Annotated in this window: 14 protein-coding genes, 1 tRNA gene and 2 pseudogenes; 13 read left to right on the plus strand and 4 right to left on the minus strand. The window is 38.6% G+C overall.

Going from position 1 to position 20,448, the window contains the following annotated elements; genetic code table 11:
- Positions 1-536: 536 nt before the first annotated feature.
- Positions 537-864 (plus strand): annotated as a pseudogene (locus J7E63_RS25710) (class II aldolase/adducin family protein); the annotation flags it as partial.
- A gap of 135 nt (positions 865-999) precedes the next feature.
- Complete coding sequence (locus J7E63_RS25715) at positions 1,000-1,977, plus strand: AraC family transcriptional regulator (RefSeq protein WP_215017732.1); 978 nt, start codon at positions 1,000-1,002, stop codon at positions 1,975-1,977.
- 204 nt (positions 1,978-2,181) lie between these two features.
- Here the strand turns inward: J7E63_RS25715 and J7E63_RS25720 are convergent, their stop codons facing one another.
- Positions 2,182-2,379, minus strand: a complete 198-nt coding sequence (locus J7E63_RS25720) for a hypothetical protein (protein WP_215017734.1) — start codon at positions 2,377-2,379, stop codon at positions 2,182-2,184.
- A 17-nt stretch (positions 2,380-2,396) separates the two neighbouring features.
- Here J7E63_RS25720 and J7E63_RS25725 point away from each other — a divergent pair, with 17 nt between their 5' ends.
- The 6 genes from J7E63_RS25725 to J7E63_RS25750 all read left to right on the plus strand — a co-directional run bounded on the left by J7E63_RS25725 (position 2,397) and on the right by J7E63_RS25750 (position 10,685).
- Entirely contained in the window at positions 2,397-3,164 is a 768-nt protein-coding gene (locus J7E63_RS25725; protein WP_308162023.1) for an MBL fold metallo-hydrolase, read from the plus strand.
- 92 nt (positions 3,165-3,256) lie between these two features.
- Positions 3,257-3,394, plus strand: coding sequence for a TetR/AcrR family transcriptional regulator (locus J7E63_RS25730; RefSeq protein ID WP_215017736.1), 138 nt, complete (start codon positions 3,257-3,259; stop codon positions 3,392-3,394).
- A gap of 466 nt (positions 3,395-3,860) precedes the next feature.
- Entirely contained in the window at positions 3,861-5,624 is a 1,764-nt protein-coding gene (locus J7E63_RS25735) for a GMC family oxidoreductase (protein WP_374193802.1), read from the plus strand.
- 481 nt (positions 5,625-6,105) lie between these two features.
- Positions 6,106-7,212 (plus strand): carbamoyl phosphate synthase small subunit, encoded by a 1,107-nt coding sequence (locus tag J7E63_RS25740; RefSeq protein ID WP_215017740.1) that lies wholly within the window; start codon positions 6,106-6,108, stop codon positions 7,210-7,212.
- Positions 7,190-10,375: a carbamoyl-phosphate synthase large subunit gene (carB, locus tag J7E63_RS25745; RefSeq protein WP_215017742.1), complete on the plus strand. Its 3,186-nt coding sequence runs from the start codon at positions 7,190-7,192 to the stop codon at positions 10,373-10,375. The genes J7E63_RS25740 and carB overlap by 23 nt, the downstream gene beginning before the upstream one ends.
- Before the next feature lie 151 nt (positions 10,376-10,526).
- Positions 10,527-10,685 carry a hypothetical protein gene (locus J7E63_RS25750; protein ID WP_214718423.1) on the plus strand — a complete coding sequence of 53 codons (159 nt, stop codon included), beginning with the start codon at positions 10,527-10,529 and terminating at the stop codon, positions 10,683-10,685.
- 304 nt (positions 10,686-10,989) lie between these two features.
- Here the strand turns inward: J7E63_RS25750 and J7E63_RS25755 are convergent.
- Positions 10,990-11,063: transfer RNA gene (locus tag J7E63_RS25755), tRNA-Arg, on the minus strand.
- Positions 11,064-11,127: 64 nt separating this feature from the next.
- On the minus strand, positions 11,128-11,871 hold the full coding sequence (locus J7E63_RS25760) for a YwaF family protein (protein WP_215017744.1): 744 nt from the start codon (positions 11,869-11,871) through the stop codon (positions 11,128-11,130).
- Positions 11,872-12,104: 233 nt separating this feature from the next.
- Here J7E63_RS25760 and mutS point away from each other — a divergent pair, with 233 nt between their 5' ends.
- From mutS to J7E63_RS30770, 3 genes and pseudogenes are all read left to right on the plus strand, one after another.
- Positions 12,105-14,714, plus strand: coding sequence for a DNA mismatch repair protein MutS (mutS, locus tag J7E63_RS25765; RefSeq protein ID WP_215017745.1), 2,610 nt, complete (start codon positions 12,105-12,107; stop codon positions 14,712-14,714).
- A gap of 13 nt (positions 14,715-14,727) precedes the next feature.
- Positions 14,728-16,644, plus strand: coding sequence for a DNA mismatch repair endonuclease MutL (mutL, locus tag J7E63_RS25770; protein ID WP_215017747.1), 1,917 nt, complete (start codon positions 14,728-14,730; stop codon positions 16,642-16,644).
- A 312-nt stretch (positions 16,645-16,956) separates the two neighbouring features.
- Positions 16,957-17,132 (plus strand): annotated as a pseudogene (locus J7E63_RS30770) (transposase); the annotation flags it as partial.
- A 686-nt stretch (positions 17,133-17,818) separates the two neighbouring features.
- On the opposite strand, the gene mreBH reads toward J7E63_RS30770, so the two are convergent.
- Positions 17,819-18,826, minus strand: a complete 1,008-nt coding sequence (gene mreBH, locus J7E63_RS25775; protein WP_088086524.1) for a rod-share determining protein MreBH — start codon at positions 18,824-18,826, stop codon at positions 17,819-17,821.
- Positions 18,827-19,134: 308 nt separating this feature from the next.
- Between mreBH and miaA the strand changes: the two genes are divergently transcribed.
- Both miaA and hfq read left to right on the plus strand, forming a co-directional pair.
- Positions 19,135-20,091: a tRNA (adenosine(37)-N6)-dimethylallyltransferase MiaA gene (gene miaA / locus J7E63_RS25780; RefSeq protein ID WP_215017801.1), complete on the plus strand. Its 957-nt coding sequence runs from the start codon at positions 19,135-19,137 to the stop codon at positions 20,089-20,091.
- A 26-nt stretch (positions 20,092-20,117) separates the two neighbouring features.
- Positions 20,118-20,348 (plus strand): RNA chaperone Hfq, encoded by a 231-nt coding sequence (gene hfq, locus J7E63_RS25785; RefSeq protein WP_088086525.1) that lies wholly within the window; start codon positions 20,118-20,120, stop codon positions 20,346-20,348.
- The last annotated feature ends 100 nt before the right edge of the window (positions 20,349-20,448 follow it).

Genomic DNA, 20,448 nt, shown 5'->3' on the forward strand with positions numbered 1-20,448 from the left:
AGTCAAGGAGAGCACTTGACAGCCATTCTAAGAGATGAGAATAGGTTGGTAAGCTAAAGAAGGAGATAATCTAGCCAGAAGGCTAATAAGACAACAATGAAAAGAAGCCAAAATTAGCTTCTCTTCTTAAAATTGCCCAAAAATAATACAAATACTAATTTAGAGTGGGGGCCTTGACAGTTTCGTTCATATCAGGAGGCTCCCCGGACCGCCCGCGGAAAGCGAAGTGCCTGGAGCGCAAATCAACAGACATGTTGCAAAGCCTATATATTAATAATATTATAACGAATTAACGCGTTGAATTGTTAAAGTTATTGTAGAAAATAAGAGGCTGTCGAAAGTTTCTCGACAGCCTGACAGACCTCAAAGGTCTGTTTTTGTTTATTTAATCAGAAGTAAACAAATTATATTTGTGACAAAATTGTTAATAAAACAAAAATAAACAAAAAAATAATCTTTATTCATGTTGATTCGTGTTGGTTATGAAGTTATGATGTTTATGTGAAGGATAAATAAACAATATAAAAGTCAATTTAACGCTTTGGGAAATGTGTACAGAATGTATTGTTGTTTTCCCTGATGGAGTCGGCGTAATCCCTTGATCATTCCAATGAAATTGGAGAAGCAACTGCAGAGAAAACGGAACATGTTCGCTTAGTAGTTTGGCCGCATCATGGAATATTTGGTGCTGGGGCAACAATGGATGAAACATTTGGTTTGATTGGAACGGCTGAAAAAGCGGCTCAGATTTATACGATTGTTTGTGCGCAAGGAGGTAAAAAACAAACCATTACCGATCAACAGTTTCAAGACCTTGCTGATGCTTTCAAGGTTGTTCCAAGGGAAGGGATTTTGAAACTGTAAGATATTTGGCTTAAACAAAAGGCATGTACCGGAAATAAGGTGCATGCCTTTTATTCTGAGGTTGAAGCGAAATGTGATATGATTTTCATGACGAATGAAACACTGAGATAGAACTCAGGAAACTAGGTGATTCCCATGATCCATGACCTTCTAAATGAACTTTTACAGATTACGGATGAAGAGAAAAGCATCCTTGAGCAAAAAATAGAAGTAAGTAAAGACATCTATACAAGTAAGACAAATTTTATTATTGAAAGCGAAAAATTTCTTAGTAAAGACAAAATGATCATGGTTCGAAAGCACACTAGATTTGTTGATTTCCCCTTGCATAAACATGACTATATAGAAGTCAATTATGTTTATAACGGGGAATTGAATCAAACTGTGGGCGGCAGGCAATTAGCCTTGAAAAAAGGAGAGCTTCTCTTATTAAATCAACATATTGAACATGAGATAAAAGCCTGTGCCAAAGAAGACATTGTTATTAATTTCATCATTCGTCCTTCTTTCTTCGACTTTATTTTTTCCTTTTTAAGTTCCGAAAATATTATTAGTGATTTTCTACTTAATAGCTTATATAACAACACGCAGAACGGTCAATTCCTTTATTTTAAAGTGGCTGATGTACCTGCTATTCAGGATATGATTGGAAAAATAATTGAGGAAATCATGCATCCTTCTGCTTTCTCAGAGTCAACCATTAAACTGTATATGGGGCTTTTCTTGATTGAACTCATTAAGAATTCCGATAAGGTAGAGAGAAAAGAAGAGGCATCTATCAATCATTATTTGGTAGTAGAGTCACTAAAGTATATTGAAGATCGGTTTAAGGATGCCTCGTTATATGAATTAGCCGTTCGATTGAAACAATCTCACTATAGATTAAGTAAAACAATAAAAAAGGCCACATCCCACACATTCAAAGAACTTTTGCAAGAAAGGCGACTGGTTAAAGCGAAAGAATTACTAGAAGGAACCGACATGGCAATTACTTCTATAGTGGAGCAAGTGGGCTATGATAATATTAGCTATTTTTATCGGATTTTTAAAAAGAAGTATGGGCAGACGCCAAAGGAATTTAGAGAAAATAACCCAAAAGGCTTTGATTTATAGAGACAAATAAATTGAAGATATTTCTGAGATTCAGTAAAATTATGTTTTTTAATAATCGGTCAAATTTTAACTGAACCAACAGAAAGCCACGAATCCTTGATTCGTGGCTTTTTGATTTATTTGATGGTGGATGATGTGCGCCCATCCCTAGTTTCTACCGGAGGAATTGGTTATTTTGTGGCACAACTGATTCCTTATCTGTAACTACTCGGCCTCAACAGCAAGTACACTTTGTGGATTTTCTTCTAATAAAATACGAATTTGTCCCTCTGTCACACCTGCTCTACGCAAGATTGAATTTCCTAACTTTGCAAGAATCTCGTTAATTCGAAAAAACGGTCCATTCCCTGTTTGCGAAAGTAGTCGACCAGCCCGCCTCATTAAGAGAACATGATTATACACTTTCTGATATCAGAGGGATTTTACTAACGCATCATCACACAGACCATATTGGCTTACTCAACCGAATTGCCTCCAAACATTCCATTCCAGTATACGCGCATCCTTATGCCATTAAGGTGCTGAAAAGAGACACTGAATATATAAAAATGAGGGTAGATTTTTTTAGAAAGCTGTACGAAGAGATGGGATGTGGTGAAATTGGTGAGAAGCAAGCAGCTAATTTACATCATCCAATAATTCTACATGAGGATAAGAAAATCCATTTCGAAATCCAAGAAATAACCAACAACCAACTTTTTGGCTTTGATATTTTGGGAATCCCAGGGCATGTACCAGACCAGGTTGCCTTCTATCAGAAAGAGTGTAAGTGGCTATTTGCTGGAGATTTATTAATTGAACATATGACAAGCAATGCCTTCATTGAACCAAATTATGATGGGACCCGTATAAAATCCCTGGTACAACAAAAGCAGTCACTAGAGAAATGTTTATCATTGAATGTTGAACTCGTTTTTTCAGGTCACGGTATGATCATAGACAATCCTGTTGATTTAATAAATGAAAGATTAAAAGAGATAGATGAAAAAGCCAACCAATACCAAAACATGATCATATCCGGAATTTCAACCGCAAGTGAAATAGCCCAATTTCGATATAAAGAAAAGTATGAAAAGCAGTTTTTCAATGTGATGTCAGAAATTATTGGATATCTAGATTATCTTGAAATACAAGGGAAAATTAATAAGGAAATGGAGAAAGGAATTTGGCATTATTTTTGCAACTAAATTAGGTTTAACGTAAAAATTTTTGAAAGATGGAAAACTTTGTTGATATAGTTATAAAAAGGCAGGTCGGTATGAAGGAGTTTTTTACAGATATGGATAAAAAATTACAGATAATCGACAGATCGAAATCACTTTTCCAGCAAAAAGGATATAAGAGTGTAGGAATTGCCGAAATTTTAAAAGCATGTAACATTTCAAAAGGTGCTTTATTTAACACAAAAAGCAAGTGACCCATTAAAAATTATTTCGTATGTTTTACCCAATCTTATAAAGAAGATTTAATTAATGTATTAACTAGGAAAATTAAATATAAAAAAAGAAAAACCCTTGCGCAAGGGTTTTTAATGTCCCAGAGAGGATTCGAACCTCCGACCTACAGTTTAGGAAACTTTACGTTATGTATTCGCTAGTCTCAACGTATTGTCATTGCGGTTGATTGACCGACAGTGTCAGCGCAGGATCTACGGCTTAAATTTTAATAACCTACATAGCTATTTTTCCGAATAGTCAGCGGATTGTCAATACGTGTCGATATACCTGTTTAAATAAGCAATTACCATTGCGCCACCTTAACGGTGGCGTTTTTTTTTATATCAAAAAAATGTACATATTAACCACAACTTGTCCCTATCAAAATGAACGCCTTTTGAATTTACTATTATGGTTAGTAAATTTTTATTTGAAAGGAATGAAATTGTGAAAAAAACAATTATTTTTGATTATATAATCATTGGTGCTGGAACCGCTGGCGGTGTAATTGCTAAAAAATTGACAGATGACAAAAGGACTTCTGTGCTTGTCCTTGAAGCAGGTACAAATATCCCTAATCCTAGTCCATCTATTGAGACAGCAAGCAATTTAGCTAATGATAATAAGCTTTCGTTTAACGCTCTTTCTCAAACGGAGGAAAATATAGGACGTCAGCTTAAATTATGGAGTGGAAGAGTAATTGGGGGGAGCTCACAACATAATTTCATGGGTGCAGTACGCGGAAGTAGTGACCTTTATGATGAGTGGGCAAAGCTCGTTGGAAAAAAAGGAAGACAATGGAGTTACGATAATGTTCGTCGCTTATTTAAAAAAAATGAAACCTACACAGGAAATACACAAAGCCCCAACACAAGGGGGAAAAAAGGTCCGATTTTTGTTAGACAACAAATCATTCCGAATGATGGATTAATCTCGACTTTGGCTCAAGCAACTTCTGATGTTTTAGGGATCCCGATTGTCGAAGATTATAATACTGGGATTAGAGATTGCACATTTCTCAAATTTCAACTTACCCAACAAGAAGTTGATGGAAAATTTGTCCGTTCATCTACTGCAACAGGATATTTAAATGAAAATATTGTCACACAAGGAAATGAGTTCGAACCTGATGAGTTTGGGATTGGTCGGAGAAAGTTAGTCATTTTAGCAAAAACAACTGTGAATAAAATTCTATTTAAACAAAAGAAAAGGGTTAACATTGCTGTTGGGGTTGAATATGTCAGAGACGGTGTGTCACAAAGATCTTTTGCTCGAAAAGGGATAATTGTCTCAGCAGGTAATTTTTCATCGGTTATTTTACAACGCTCAGGAATTGGTAGATCGAATGACTTGACTACGGCAGGCATATCAACATTGGTAGAGAGTCCAAATGTTGGTTACAATTTTCAAACTCAATATTATGTTGGGATGGGAGTAGAAGTAGAAACCAACCGACTCCTGCAGGTGTTGTCGGCTGACCCTAATGAACCAATCGCAATAGGTGCTTTTAATAAGGAAAGAGGACCGGGCCGTCGCCTTCAATTATTAGGGGTTCCAATACCCTTGTTTGTTCCAATTCAAGATGTTTTTATTAATAATTGGGGGTTTAATCCAACAAAACCGGGCAATATCATGAGTATTGCAATTTCCGACCTTAACCCTAGTAGCAAAGGTACGATTACGGCCGCGCATAGCGATCCAGAGGCTTATCCTTCTATTAAGTTTAATCCATTAGAAAATCCTGATGATTTAAATTTTATGGTAGACCAATATATTGAGACTTTCAATATTATGATGAAGGCTCGTGAACTAGATCCGGATGGTATTTATAAGGTTGTATACCCAACGGAAAGTATATTTCATTTAACTAATGAGGAAGAAAAAAGAAGCCTGCTTGCTGATTATGTCAAGGCATCTTATACGAATCTAGCTCATTTTGGGGGACAATGTAAAATGGGTAAAAGAATTCAAGAAGGAGTTGTAGATGGTTTCCTAAATGTTTTTGGTACTAAAAATCTAAAAGTGGCTGACCTTTCTGTTGCACCTGTTTTACCAGATGGTAATCCTTCCTTGGCTGTTCATATGATTGGTTTAAATGCAGTACGATTTATTCTGGAGGGTTCCTGTCATTATGTAATGGAAGATAAGGAACTTGAAGATTTTGAAAACGACGATCACGACTACCATCACCATGATGAAAGCAGCGACTAGCGTAGGAATAGCATATTAGACCGTTTTTTGTTTCTAAAGGGCGGTCTTTTCGTGACATATTATTTTTTTGTATACATAAGAACATTTGTTCAAGTTTAATATATACGGAGGAGTTCGACCAGCAATAAATAACCAAGTTTGTTTTTCTAAATGAAAAGGAATGAAAGGATTATATAAAAGAAGAACCCAATAATAGTGGACAATTTTTCTTATTTAAATAATACATTATAGTGGCAAATAAGGAGATTATAGGGAATGACCTGTAAAAATACAAATTAGGAATGAAGTAGTTTTAACTTTATACAATATTAGAATTTTTAGCGGAAATCCTTCAATTTGTAAATCATTGGAATTGCTCGTGATGCCCTCCAGATACTTTAAAATGAATCCTCCTTTTACGAGGAAGAGAAGGTCAACAGTCGTTAATCAAACGATTGCGGGGTAGAAGGATAATGCGTATGGAAGAAAGGAGTGTAATGGTGTGAAACGTCAACTCATTTTAGAAGATGGTACTGTATTTGTTGGAAAAGGATTTGGCAGTGAAAAGGAATTGATAGGTGAAGTTGTATTTAACACAGGGATGACCGGCTATCAGGAAATTTTGTCGGATCCTTCTTATTGCAGTCAAATTGTTACATTGACTTACCCACTTATTGGTAACTATGGAATTAATCGTGATGATTTTGAATCGATTGAACCAACAATTAATGGTTTGATTGTAAAAGAATTTTGCGAAATACCGTCAAATTTCCGTAGTCAATTTCCAATTAATAAATTTTTAAAAGACAAAGATATTCCAGGTTTAGCGGGAATTGATACAAGAAAGCTTACAAGAAAAATCCGCGAGCATGGGATTCTAAAAGGAAGAATCTGCAGCATGGATGTTATTGTTGAAGAAGTAGTGGAAGATTTAAAGAAAGCAGAATGGACTAGAGATCAGGTGAAACAAGTATCAACAAAACGTTCCTATCCGAGTCCTGGAAGAGGTTTTAAAGTCGTGCTAGTCGACTATGGAATGAAGCACGGTATTTTACGGGAGTTAACGCTACGCAACTGTGATGTTATAGTCGTTCCGTATGATACAACGGCAGAAAAAATATTTAATCTAAATCCGGATGGCATCATGTTAAGTAATGGGCCTGGGGATCCGAAAGAAATAACAGAAGGAATTGAAATGATTAAAGGTGTGCTTGGGAAAATACCATTGTTCGGCATTTGCTTAGGTCATCAATTGGTTGCACTTGCATGCGGAGCAGATACAGAAAGATTGAAGTTTGGCCACCGCGGGTCAAACCATCCTGTTAAAAATTTAGAAACAAATCGCGTAGAAATTACCTCGCAAAACCATGGGTATACAGTTTGTATGGATTCTTTAGAAGGAACCGATTTATCTGTCACACATATTGCATTAAATGACGGGACAGTTGAGGGGTTAAAGCATGACAAGTATCCAGCTTTTACTGTCCAATACCATCCAGAGGCATCCCCGGGACCAGAAGATGCAAACTATTTATTTGACCGTTTCATTGACTTAATGGAAGCAAGGAAGAAGGTAGGGACGAACGATGACAAAACGCTTAGACATTGAAACAATTTTAGTAATTGGATCAGGACCAATTGTTATTGGACAAGCGGCAGAGTTTGATTATGCGGGCACGCAGGCATGTATCGCATTAAAGGAGGAAGGGTACAAAGTCATTCTTGTTAACTCAAACCCAGCGACAATTATGACCGATACGGAAATGGCAGATAAAGTATACATTGAGCCGTTAACTGTTGAGTTCGTAAGCTCCATCATATATAAAGAACGTCCGGATGCCATTTTACCGACACTAGGTGGACAAACAGGGTTAAATCTTACCGTAGAACTTGCCAAATCAGGTATTTTAGAAGAGCTGGGCGTTGAAATTTTAGGAACAAAATTAAGCGCGATTGAACAAGCAGAAGACCGAGATTTATTCCGTTCATTAATGAACGAACTAAATGAACCAGTTCCGGACAGTGAAATTATTCATACGGTTGATGAGGTATATGCATTCGTGGAACAAGTCGGCTATCCTGTTATTGTTCGTCCGGCCTATACACTTGGAGGAACGGGCGGCGGTATTTGCCACAATAAAGAGGAATTAATTGAAACTGTAACGAACGGCTTAAAATACAGTCCTGTTACCCAATGTCTGCTCGAGAAAAGTATTGCCGGGTTTAAAGAAATAGAGTATGAAGTAATGCGTGACAGCAACGACAATGCTATTGTTGTGTGCAACATGGAAAACATCGATCCTGTTGGTGTCCATACGGGTGATTCAATTGTTGTAGCACCGAGTCAAACTTTAAGCGACCGTGAGTATCAATTATTGCGTAATGCCTCTTTAAAGATTATTCGTGCACTGAAGATTGAGGGTGGATGCAATGTTCAGCTTGCTTTAGATCCCTTGAGCTTCCAATACTATGTTATTGAGGTAAACCCGCGAGTCAGCCGGTCATCCGCGCTAGCATCAAAAGCAACAGGGTACCCAATTGCGAAACTTTCGGCGAAAATTGCAGTAGGTTTGACGTTAGATGAAATGATGAATCCTGTAACAGAAAGAACATATGCATCGTTTGAACCTGCCCTAGATTATGTAGTAACAAAAATTCCGCGCTTTCCATTCGATAAATTCGAATCGGCCAATCGTAAGCTTGGTACACAAATGAAAGCGACTGGTGAAGTAATGGCAATCGGACGTACTCTCGAAGAGTCATTATTAAAAGCGGTTCGTTCACTTGAATTAAAAGTATATCATCTAAATTTAAAAGATGCCGATCAAATCAATGACGAATTGATTGAAAAACGTATTCGTGTTGCGGGTGACGAGCGCTTATTCTACATAGGTGAAGCACTCAGAAGAGGTATAACGATTGAACAAATTCATGAGTGGAGCCAAATTGATATTTTCTTTCTTGCGAAGTTTGACAATATAGTCAAGTTTGAGAAGGTTATGGAAGAAAACAAAGGCGATAGAGAGGTTTTGCTTGAAGCAAAGAAAATCGGTTTCTCAGATAAAACTATAGCAAAAATATGGGGTATGACAGAACTTGAAGTTTATGAATATCGGAAAGAGAATGGAATTATCCCTGTCTATAAAATGGTGGATACATGTGCAGCTGAATTTGAATCTGAAACGCCTTATTTTTACGGTACGTATGAAGATGAAAACGAATCAGCTGTTACTGAAAAGAAGAGTGTGATCGTACTTGGATCCGGACCAATTCGTATCGGACAAGGAGTGGAGTTCGACTATGCAACGGTTCACTCTGTCTGGGCTATTCGCGAAGCCGGTTACGAGGCAATTATTATTAATAATAACCCCGAAACTGTTTCAACCGATTTTAGTATTTCAGACAAGCTGTATTTTGAGCCATTAACGATCGAAGACGTTATGCATATTATTGATTTAGAAAAACCACTTGGTGTTGTTGTACAATTTGGTGGACAAACAGGGATTAACTTGGCTGGAGAATTGGCAAGCCGAGGTGTGAAAATTTTAGGAACATCGCTTGAGTGTCTTGAGGCAGCAGAAGACCGTGAAAAGTTCGAAAAAACATTGACATCTCTGGATATTCCGCAGCCTTTAGGGAAAACAGCAAAGTCTGTAGAAGAAGCGGTTAAAATTGCAGAGACAATTGGCTTCCCTGTACTTATTCGGCCTTCTTATGTACTAGGCGGAAGGGCAATGGAAATTGTATATCAAACAGAGGAATTACTTCATTACATGAAAAATGCGGTCCAAGTACATGAGGATCAGCCGGTATTGATTGACCGTTATTTAACAGGCCAGGAAATGGAAGTAGATGCTATCTCTGATGGGGAGAATGTATTCATTCCAGGTATTATGGAACATATTGAGCGTGCAGGTGTCCATTCAGGTGACTCGATCGGTGTGTATCCACCACAAAGCCTATCAGAAGAAACAAAGGCGACAATTATTGACTATACAACAAGAATTGCAAAAGGTTTTCAAATAGTAGGTTTACTAAATATTCAGTTCGTCTTATCAAAAGGTAAAGTGTATGTATTGGAAGTTAATCCACGCGCGAGCCGTACAGTGCCATTCCTAAGCAAAATTACACGTGTTCCAATGGCAAATCTTGCTACCAAAATCATGTTAGGAAAAACGTTACCGGAGCTCGGGCTTCAATCAGGCATTCATTCCGAAGAGAAAAATGTTTATGTGAAAGTCCCTGTATTCTCATTTGCAAAGCTAAGGAAAGTAGATATAACACTTGGACCCGAAATGAAATCAACCGGGGAAGTTATGGGACAAGATACAACATTGGAAAAAGCACTGTATAAAGGATTTATTGCTTCCGGTACTTCAATCAAGCCCCACGGGTATGTATTGTTCACAGTTGCGGACAAAGATAAGGCGGAAGCTGCTGAACTGGCTAAACGTTTCTATAACATTGGGTATCGAATCCTGGCAACAGCAGGGACTGCTGCTGCATTTAAGCAAGATGGGATTCCTGTAAATGTTGTGAATAAAATTGAATCCGAAGAGGAAAACTTGTTAGAGGTAATTCGTAATGGTAAAGCACAGCTTGTGGTCAATACACTAACAAAGGGAAAACAGCCTGCACGTGACGGATTTAAAATTCGCCGTGAAGCAGTTGAAAATGGTATTCCATGTTTAACCTCTCTTGATACAGTAGTTGCAATCTTTCGCGTACTTGAAACCATTCGTTTCCAAACAACACCAATGCGAAGTAAATAAGAGCTTGCTTGGTTTTATGATGAAGCTAAGACAATACACAATTGATTCCATTTTTTAACACTAGGACAAAGTTGCTCTAATAATCAGAGTATTACTAGATTTTTTTCAGGTCAAATTCAAAAAGTTATTGGTAGGATAGGGAGGGATAAATATGAATAAGTCGGAAGCTGTTACTAAAAAGGAACAGAAACAAGATAACATTAAAAAATACAGTGAAGTCAATGAATTCAACCATGAAAGCAATCAAGTTGCCAAAGCGCAAAAACAAATGTCTTCACAAGAGACAACTGGAGTACTAGATCAGGAATAGTTCCGGTGCCTGGCACGCCCCGAAAAATCTTGTTTTACAGGTGTTATTTAATTATTTAGGAACTATACCAAGTAAATAGCTATCTGAACTAAGAAAAAAACACTTGTTATTATCCGAAAGCTGGATAATATCTAGTGTTTTTTTAATTTCTTAGTTTCAACGCTGGGGTCAGTCCCCCAGTGAATTAAAGCTTTAACGCACCGGAGGACTGACCCCTTTTTTAAGCTTAACAATTGTGTTGGAACAGATTATTTAATAACAGTTAAATCAGAAAAAAACCCTTGCAATGGCAAGGGTTTTTAGATGTCCCAGAGAGGATTCGAACCTCCGACCTACAGTTTAGGAAACTGTTGCTCTATCCTACTGAGCTACTGAGACAAATAAAATAGGAACGTTATTTATTATAATTTGTTAATTCTAAAAGGTCAATAAAAAGTTGAGATTATTGAATTGGCAGGTCTCTGGCCACTTCGTTTTTTTTCGCAGTCTTTTCACGGAAGATCAACCAGACGATTAGACTAAGCCCAATTAATAGTCCTTCAAGCGATAAAATGTACCATGGATATGGTCCTAAAACATCTAATAAACTCGCACTGTCAGGCTTATGACTTAAGAACATATAATTACCGTCTGCCAGCTTATTGATCAACATAATTATCGGCATGAGTACATTCAAAAAGATACATAATTTTAATACAGACCATATCGTCGGGCTGTATCCCTTAGCCCATGTAAAATAAAGCGGCACCCAGATTTCCATCAAATGTGTATAAAAGAAATGGAAAAACCGAAAATGCGGGAAATCATAATTTAATGTTGGTGTTAATAACGCCTGAGATGCTCCTAATAATGCTGTGAATAATAAAATCTCATATATTATTTTTTTCTTAGTTAACAATAAAATGACTGTTAATATCAGACTGATGCTGCACAATTCTAATGGGATGGCGTGACTTACATTCCAACTTCCATTTAAAAGCATCCAGGTATGATAAGTCGTTTCTATGATGATTAGTGAAATAGCGACCCCGATTTCAGTTCTTCTCCATTCATTAGCCTTCAATTTATCTCTAAACAGGAATAGGCAGACTGAAACTAAGAGTAAGATAGAGATAATAATAAAGTGACTTGCAGAAAACATCTCAAAATCAAAGTTTTTGTTACTGCGGCCAAACACTCCATCCATATAACCACCACCCCTTACAGACTTTAATCATATCATTATTATTATTTGTAAATTAATGCTAGTTTTACCTTAATAATTATATTCGATGGGATTTGCTTTTACTCCTCTTAAGGAATTTTAATTATTCCCTTTTTGACTGCGATTAGGATTTTTCTTCCTAAAAAAGTCCTCTAGAAGTATGGTATAATAATTTGTCGAAGAAAATCGAAAGTCTTTATTTAGTGGAGGTCATTATGGCTGCATATACGCCGATGATACAGCAATACTTAACAGTTAAGGCAGATTACCAAGATGCCTTTTTATTTTTTCGTTTAGGCGATTTTTATGAAATGTTTTTTGACGATGCTATTAAAGCTTCGCAAGAATTAGAAATAACATTAACGAGCAGACAAGGTGGCACGGATGACCGAATTCCGATGTGCGGAGTTCCTTACCATGCTGCACCGAATTATATTGAACAACTCATTTCAAAAGGCTATAAAGTGGCCATTTGTGAGCAAGTGGAAGACCCGAAACTGACCAAAGGGATGGTAAAAAGGGAAGTTGTCCAATTGATCACACCGGGAACAGTGATGGAGGGCAAGGGGTTAAATGATAAAGAGAATAACTATATTGCCTCGATTACTAGTTTTGATGATCAAACCTATGGCTTTGCCTACAATGATATTTCAACGGGTGAAAGCCGGGTAACATTGTTATCGAATAATTTTGACGAAGTTTTAAATGAACTAGCCGTATTAAGCGCAAAGGAAGTAGTTGTCTCTAGCAGTTTTGACGGAGAATTACAAAAAAAACTTCGTGAACGCGATGTACTAGCGATTTCGTTTGAAGATAATAGTTCAATAGATATCAATTATTCACATTTACTTCAAGATTTGAATCAAGAAAAATTAAAACAATCCATAGCAAGACTTTTTAACTATTTATATCGGTCGCAAAAAAGAAGTTTGGACCATCTTCAGCCAGTCACTACCTATCAAATCCATCAATATATGAAAATTGATTACTATTCAAAGCGCAATCTTGAACTTACGGAAACGATTCGTTCCAAAGGAAAGAAAGGTTCATTATTATGGCTCCTTGATGAGACGATGACCGCAATGGGCGGAAGGATGTTAAAACACTGGATCGATCGCCCGTTAATCAATCAGAATGAAATTGAATCGCGTCAAACCATCGTTGAAGTCCTGATGTCTTATTATTTCGAGCGTCAGGAACTTCGTGAAAAGCTGAAAGAAGTTTACGATTTAGAACGATTAGCGGGAAGAGTAGCCTTTGGCAATATTAATGCCCGTGATTTGGTCCAATTAAAGCGTTCATTAATGCAGGTCCCTTACTTGAAACAAATCCTTGCAGGCATGCAGAATGAAAAGGTGAGCCAAATTGCCGATCTTCTTGACCCGTGTGAAGAGATCACCGATCTATTGGAGCAGTCGATTGTTGAAAATCCACCGCTTTCCTTAAAAGAAGGCAATATGATTCGTGATGGATACAATGCTCAGCTCGATCAATATCGTGATGCCAGCCGGAACGGGAAAACGTGGATTGCCCAACTCGAACGTGAAGAGCGCGAGAAAACCGGTATTAAATCGTTGAAGGTTGGCTATAATCGGGTATTTGGTTACTATATTGAGATTACCCGGGCGAACCTGCATCTTTTAACAGAAGGGCAGTATGAACGAAAGCAAACCTTATCGAACGCAGAACGGTTTATTACTCCAGATTTAAAAGAAAAAGAAGCATTAATTTTACAAGCTGAAGAAAAATGCGGTGAGCTTGAGTATGAATTGTTTACTGAAATTCGCGAAATTGTGAAGGAACAAATCCCGCGCCTACAGGCCTTGGCAAAAACGATTAGTGAACTAGATGTCCTGCAGTGCTTTGCCCAAGTTAGTGAAGACCGGCACTATATAAAACCGCAGTTTTCTATGGAAGGCCGGGTCGATGTAAAGGAAGGCCGCCATCCAGTCGTTGAAAAGGTATTAAACGCCCAGGAATATGTTCCGAATGATTGTTTCATGGACAGCGAGCGCGAAGTCATGTTGATCACGGGTCCGAACATGTCAGGGAAAAGTACGTACATGCGCCAAATCGCGTTAATCTCGATATTAGCCCAAATTGGCTGTAATGTTCCGGCCACAGAAGCCATACTGCCGATTTTTGACCAAATATTTACCCGCATCGGTGCCGCTGACGATTTGATCTCAGGACAAAGTACCTTTATGGTTGAAATGTTGGAAGCCAAAAATGCGATTTCAAATGCGACACAAAACAGCTTAATTTTGTTTGACGAAATCGGGCGCGGTACATCTACTTATGATGGAATGGCACTTGCTCAAGCCATCATTGAATATATTCATACCCAGATTGGGGCAAAGACTCTATTCTCCACCCATTATCATGAATTAACGGTTTTAGAGGAAGAACTGGATAAGTTAAAAAACATTCACGTCAGTGCGATTGAACAGAATGGAAAAGTTGTTTTCCTTCATAAAATTAAAGAAGGACCGGCTGATAAGAGCTACGGGATTCATGTTGCCCAGCTTGCAGGGCTGCCGTCAGAATTAATCAGCCGTGCCAATGAAATATTAACCGCACTCGAGCAGTCTGATATCCAACCAGACACGCCAAAAAAAGATGTGGTAAAAGTAGCGGAAGTAGTGGAGGTACAAGAACAACCTGCCCAACTATCTTTCTTTGATGAACCAAAAGAAGTGAAAAAGCAAGAACTCTCTTCGAAGGAGAAAAGAGTCATAGAGAAAATGAAGGAACTTGATATATTGGATTTAACACCACTTCAGGCGATCAACCTGTTGTACGAGCTTCAGAAAAAGTTAAAGTAGGGGGTGAATCCGAATGGGTAAAATTATTCAATTAGATGATGCCTTATCCAATAAAATCGCGGCCGGTGAAGTAGTCGAGCGCCCTGCTTCTGTTGTAAAAGAGTTGGTTGAAAATTCGATTGATGCCGGCAGCACTGTGATTGAAATTGAGGTAGAAGAAGCGGGCCTCGCAAAAATCCGCATTACCGATAATGGAAATGGAATCGAGGAAGAGGATGTTTTACTCGCCTTTCAACGTCATGCCACATCTAAAATCAAAAATGAAAATGATTTGTTCCGAATCCGGACCCTCGGGTTCCGTGGTGAAGCCCTGCCAAGTGTGGCCTCGGTTTCACGGCTCGAGATGAAAACCTCTACAGGAGAAGGTGCCGGAAATCGATTGGTGATTGAAGGCGGGAAAGTTGAAACGTTTGAAAAAGCATCAAGCAGACGCGGGACAGATATTACGATTACCGATTTGTTTTTTAATACACCTGCCCGCCTAAAGTATATGAAGACGATTCATACAGAACTCGGAAATATCACAGATGTCGTGAATCGACTGGCCCTTTCCCATCCGGAGGTGGCCTTCCGCCTGATTCACAATGATCGCAAACTGCTTCAAACGAATGGTAATGGGGATGTTCGTCAGGTTCTGGCATCGATCTACGGTATGGGGATCGCCAAGCAGTTAGTTCCAATCACCGGACAATCGCTGGATTATAAAATTAATGGATTTGCTTCGATGCCTGAGGTAACGAGAGCCTCAAGAAACTATATTTCGACGATGATTAATGGCCGATTTATAAAAAATTATCCATTAGCCAAGGCAATTCAAGAAGGCTATCATACCTTGCTTCCAATCGGCAGGTTCCCGATTGTGCTCCTTAATATTGAAATGGACCCTTTACTCGTTGATGTCAATGTTCACCCCTCGAAAATGGAGGTCCGCATTAGTAAAGAAGCGGAACTGAATGAGCTTGTCACTTCGATTATAAAAGAAGCGTTTAAATCAAAGATCCTTATCCCGACAGCCTATACAGCGGTGAAAAAGGATGTACCGAAGGAAGAACAAACTTCTTTGGTTCTAGATGAAGGTACAAGACCGGCACCTGATGAGAAAGAGTTTGAATGGAATCAACCAGTTGCAGCTGCAACTATTCAGGAGACCCGTCCATGGCTGGAAGTGCCTGTTGAGACACATGTTAATAAATTACCGAGTTTCCAGCGTGATGAAGCGACGGGTGGAAGAGCAAGTTGGCAATCTATTAATCCATTTAGTGAATCAGATGACGAACCAGATGATTGCAATCAAACAATTGAACCTCATGTGGATCCTATTGAGACAGGAAATGTTTCGGTCGAGAGCAGAGTTCCACGGCTATATCCGATTGGACAAATGCATGGAACCTACATTTTTGCTCAAAATGAAAATGGCCTATATATCATTGATCAGCATGCGGCCCAGGAACGGTTGAAGTATGAGTATTTCCGTGAGAAAGTTGGGCAAGTCCAATCAGAACTGCAGGAAATGCTTGTACCATTAACCTTTGAATACTCGACGGATGAATTTTTGAAAATAAATGAATACCAAAGTGAGCTTGAAAAGGTCGGGGTTTTTCTTGAGGAATTTGGACTAAATAGTTTTATTGTCCGATCCCATCCGCAGTGGTTCCCAAAAGGGGAAGAAAAACAAATCATCGAAGACATGATTGAACAGCTTTTATTGATGAAAAGGGTGGATATTAAGAAACTACGTGAAGAAGCAGCGATTATGATGAGCTGCAAGGCATCCATAAAAGCCAATCGGCATTTACGAAATGATGAGATTCAAGCACTCCTTGATGATTTGAGGAAAGCATCTGATCCATTTACTTGTCCGCACGGCAGACCGATCATTGTGCATTATTCGGTCTATGAGATGGAGAAAATGTTTAAACGGGTTATGTAACTAATAAGAACGTTCCTATTTTATTAGGGTGCGTTCTTTTTTTTTTTTTGAGTGTTTCATTATATTATTGAAAAGAGGAATGGTTCTACGTGACCGAAAGCGGAGGTAACCATCGAACTCGGTCACGTAGAGAGATCCTACGTGCCCGAAACCGAGGATAAACATTGAATATGGTAACGTAGAGAGGTCCTACGTGCCCGAAACCGAGGATAACGATTAAGTCCGTATAATTGTGTAAAAAGAAAATGAGTCAAATTAATTCCTTTTGTCTACAATGTTATCAGCGACGAAAACAATGTGGAGGAATTAATTATGACCCAGTTACAGTTTAACCTAAATCTCGATCATTTAAAAGATTACGTAGTGAATTCTAATATAGATGCTGTGATGAAAGCTTCTCTAGTCCTAGTGTTGATGAATTCATGGAAAAAGAACGTGATGACCATTTACAGGCTACGGCGTATCAGCGTACCCGGTCACGTAGAGAGATCCTACGTGCCCGAAAACGAGGAAAACCAATGAATCCTGTCACGTAGAGAGGCTCTACGTGCCCGAAACCGGAGGCAACTATAGAAATAGGTCACGTAGAGAGGCCCTACGTGCCCGAAACCGAGGATAACCAATGAGCCCGGTCACGTAGAGAGATCCTACGTGCCCGAAACCGAGGAAAACCAATGAATCCGGTCACGTAGAGAGGCTCTACGTGCCCGAAACCGGAGGCAACTATAGAAATCGGTCACGTAGAGAGGCCCTACGTGCCCGAAACCGAGGATAACCAATGAGCCCGGTCACGTAGAGAGGTCCTACGTGCCCGAAACCGAGGATAACCAATGAACCCGGTCACGTAGAGAGGCCCTACGTGCCCGAAACCGAGGATAACCAATGAACCCGGTCACGTAGAGAGGCCCTACGTGCCCGAAACAAAGGAAAAACATTGACCACGGTCACGTAGAGAGGTCCTACGTGCCCGAAACCGGAGATAACCATCGAACCTGGTCACGTAGAGAGGTCCTACGTAACCGAAACCAAGGGGAAATAAAGAATCGGGTAACGTAGACATGCTATTCATGACGACCCAAAAGAAAAAAAGCTGCAGAAAAGGATTTTTCTGCAGCTTTGATATTACTATTAATTTGAGTGCAATCTCTGGAAATGATCTTGCCGCCAAAGTTGCTTATTTTACAGCTACTGGGAGCTTGCTCATATACATTAGGGCCTTTCCAGTTCCTATGGCTACCGATTCAAGAGGGTTTGGGGCAAGCTGGACAGGAACAACTATCTCTTCACTTAGCCATGCCTCCATGCCATTCAATAATGCTCCTCCGCCAGTCAGAATTACGCCCCTGTCGACAATGTCTCCACTGAGCTCTGCTGGACAATCCTCAAGGGTTGCACGAATGGCTTCTAAAATATGCAATAGTGCTTCCTTGATCGCTACACGAATTTCATAGGATGATAGTTTAATCGTTTTTGGCAGTCCAGTTAAAAGGTCGCGTCCGCGGACATCCATGAAACGTTCTTCATGGTCAATGAGAGCAAAACCAATTTCCATTTTGATGTTTTCTGCAGTTCTTTCACCAATTAGGATATTATATTCTTTCCGAACATGTTGAATAATGTCTTCATCGAGGCGGTCACCGCCAATTTTAATGGAATGGCATGCAACTACCCCGCCAAAGGAAATAATTGCTACCTCAGTATTGCCGCCGCCAATATCCACTACCACATTGGCAACTGGTTCATCGACAGGTAATCCAGCACCAATTGCAGCAGCAACTGGTTCCTCAATCAAGCTGATTTTTTTTGCCCCAGCCTGTCTTACTGCATCTTGGATTGCTCGTCTTTCCACACTTGTGGAACCAGATGGAATACTAACAACGACATTTGGTTTGCGAACAGCAAAACCAATCTTTTTGGATGCATTACGCATAATGTGTTTTAGCAATTCAGTGGTTACATCATAATCTGCTATTACGCCATCCTTCATTGGACGAATGGCGACGATTTTTTCAGGTGTCTTTCCTATCATTTCCTTTGCTTCTGTACCAACAGCTACAACATTTTTTGTCACTGTATCAATCGCCACAACAGAAGGCTCATTAATAACGATTCCTTTATTTTTACTATAAACTAATATATTTGCAGTTCCTAAATCAATACCAATATCAAAAGTAGATAACATATTATTTCACCTAATTTCCCTATTTTTCATTCAAAATAAGCTACGCGTTAGTCTACCATAAATTTGGGGGTGGAAAGCCTTTTGTAAATGAACCGTTATCCTTTTGTAAATTTACATGAAAATTATTCCTATTTGGGAAGAAAAATGGATAAAATAAATTCATGTCCAATTAACGGCATAGAAATGAACTTTTATGTATATACTAGTTTGATGTTCTACTGCTTTTAAAAATTATGTTACGATAAAGGGGTGGAAGTGGAATCATAAACCTGCTTTCACTGAAAATGGGATAAGGCAGTGTGAAAATATTGGATTCAAAACAAAAATTATTAGTGATCATCGGACCAACCGCCGTCGGAAAAACAAAGTTAAGTATCGAAATGGCTAAACGCTATAATGGTGAAATTATCAGCGGAGATTCTATGCAAATCTATCGTGGCATGGATATTGGGACGGCAAAAATCAAAAAGGATGAAATGGAAGGTATTCCTCACTATCTTATTGATATTAAAGAGCCTTTTGAAAATTTTTCCGTTGCTGAATTTCAACTCCTTGTTCGGGCTAAAATAGGTGAGATTGCTAAAAAGGGAAAGCTGCCCATTATTGTCGGTGGAACAGGGTTGTATATACAGTCCGTCATTTATGATTATCAATTTTCTGATGTATCAGGCGATGAGTCCTATCGTCTTAAGCTAGAGGAAAGAGCCAAGAAAATAGGGAATGAGGCACTTTATAAAGAATTGTTGGAGGTGGATCCAGGTAGTGCTTCACAAATCCATCCAAATAATGTAAGAAGAGTCATACGCGCACTTGAAATCTTCCATCTTACAGGTAAGACGATGCAAGAATTCCAAAGCACACAACAACCAGATCTTTTGTACAATACAGCAATAGTTGGTTTATCGATGGAACGCGTGAAACTTTATGAGCGCATTAATTATCGAGTGGATTTAATGATTGAAGAAGGGCTTATCGAGGAAGTAAAAGGTTTGTATCAAAGGGGTTTGCGCGATTGTCAATCGATCCAAGCAATTGGCTACAAAGAAATGTATGCCTATTTAGAAGGTAAAGTACCTTTAGAAGAGGCGATAGAGAATTTAAAACAAAATTCAAGAAGATACGCAAAAAGGCAATTAACTTGGTTTCGGAACAAAATGGATGTATCATGGTTTGATATGACCAATGTGGAGGACACCTCAAAAAAAATAACGGAAATTTCACGTTGTGTTGAAGGAAAGCTTAAAGTAAAATCGAATACATATTAGTAGAGATAAAAGAGGAGGAAATACAAATGAAAACAACAATCAATATTCAGGACCAATTTTTAAACCAGTGCCGCAAAGATAACATACATGTTACGGTCTTCTTACTTAACGGTTTTCAATTAAGAGGCCAAATTAAGGGTTTTGATAATTTTACAGTTCTTTTTGAATCAGAAGGAAAGCAACAATTAGTATATAAGCATGCAATTTCAACTTTTGCACCGCAAAGAAACGTGCAGCTTGAACTGGATAACCAATAAGTCATTTTTAGAAGCCCAAACATTGGGCTTTTTTTATTTATATAGCTCTGTTAAAGCTCATTGGTGATATTGGCACCATGTTGATTGGAGATGAAATCGA

This window comes from Bacillus sp. ISL-75, assembly GCF_018613095.1.

Coding starts and splice junctions, on each gene's coding strand:
- J7E63_RS25750 (WP_214718423.1), top strand. CDS start 10,527: ATGAATAAGTCGGAAGCTGTTACTAAAAAGGAACAGAAACAAGATAAC.
- hfq (WP_088086525.1), top strand. CDS start 20,118: ATGAAAACAACAATCAATATTCAGGACCAATTTTTAAACCAGTGCCGC.
- mutS (WP_215017745.1), top strand. CDS start 12,105: ATGGCTGCATATACGCCGATGATACAGCAATACTTAACAGTTAAGGCA.
- J7E63_RS25760 (WP_215017744.1), bottom strand. CDS start 11,871: ATGGATGGAGTGTTTGGCCGCAGTAACAAAAACTTTGATTTTGAGATG.
- carB (WP_215017742.1), top strand. CDS start 7,190: ATGACAAAACGCTTAGACATTGAAACAATTTTAGTAATTGGATCAGGA.
- mutL (WP_215017747.1), top strand. CDS start 14,728: ATGGGTAAAATTATTCAATTAGATGATGCCTTATCCAATAAAATCGCG.
- J7E63_RS25715 (WP_215017732.1), top strand. CDS start 1,000: ATGATCCATGACCTTCTAAATGAACTTTTACAGATTACGGATGAAGAG.
- J7E63_RS25730 (WP_215017736.1), top strand. CDS start 3,257: ATGGATAAAAAATTACAGATAATCGACAGATCGAAATCACTTTTCCAG.
- mreBH (WP_088086524.1), bottom strand. CDS start 18,826: ATGTTATCTACTTTTGATATTGGTATTGATTTAGGAACTGCAAATATA.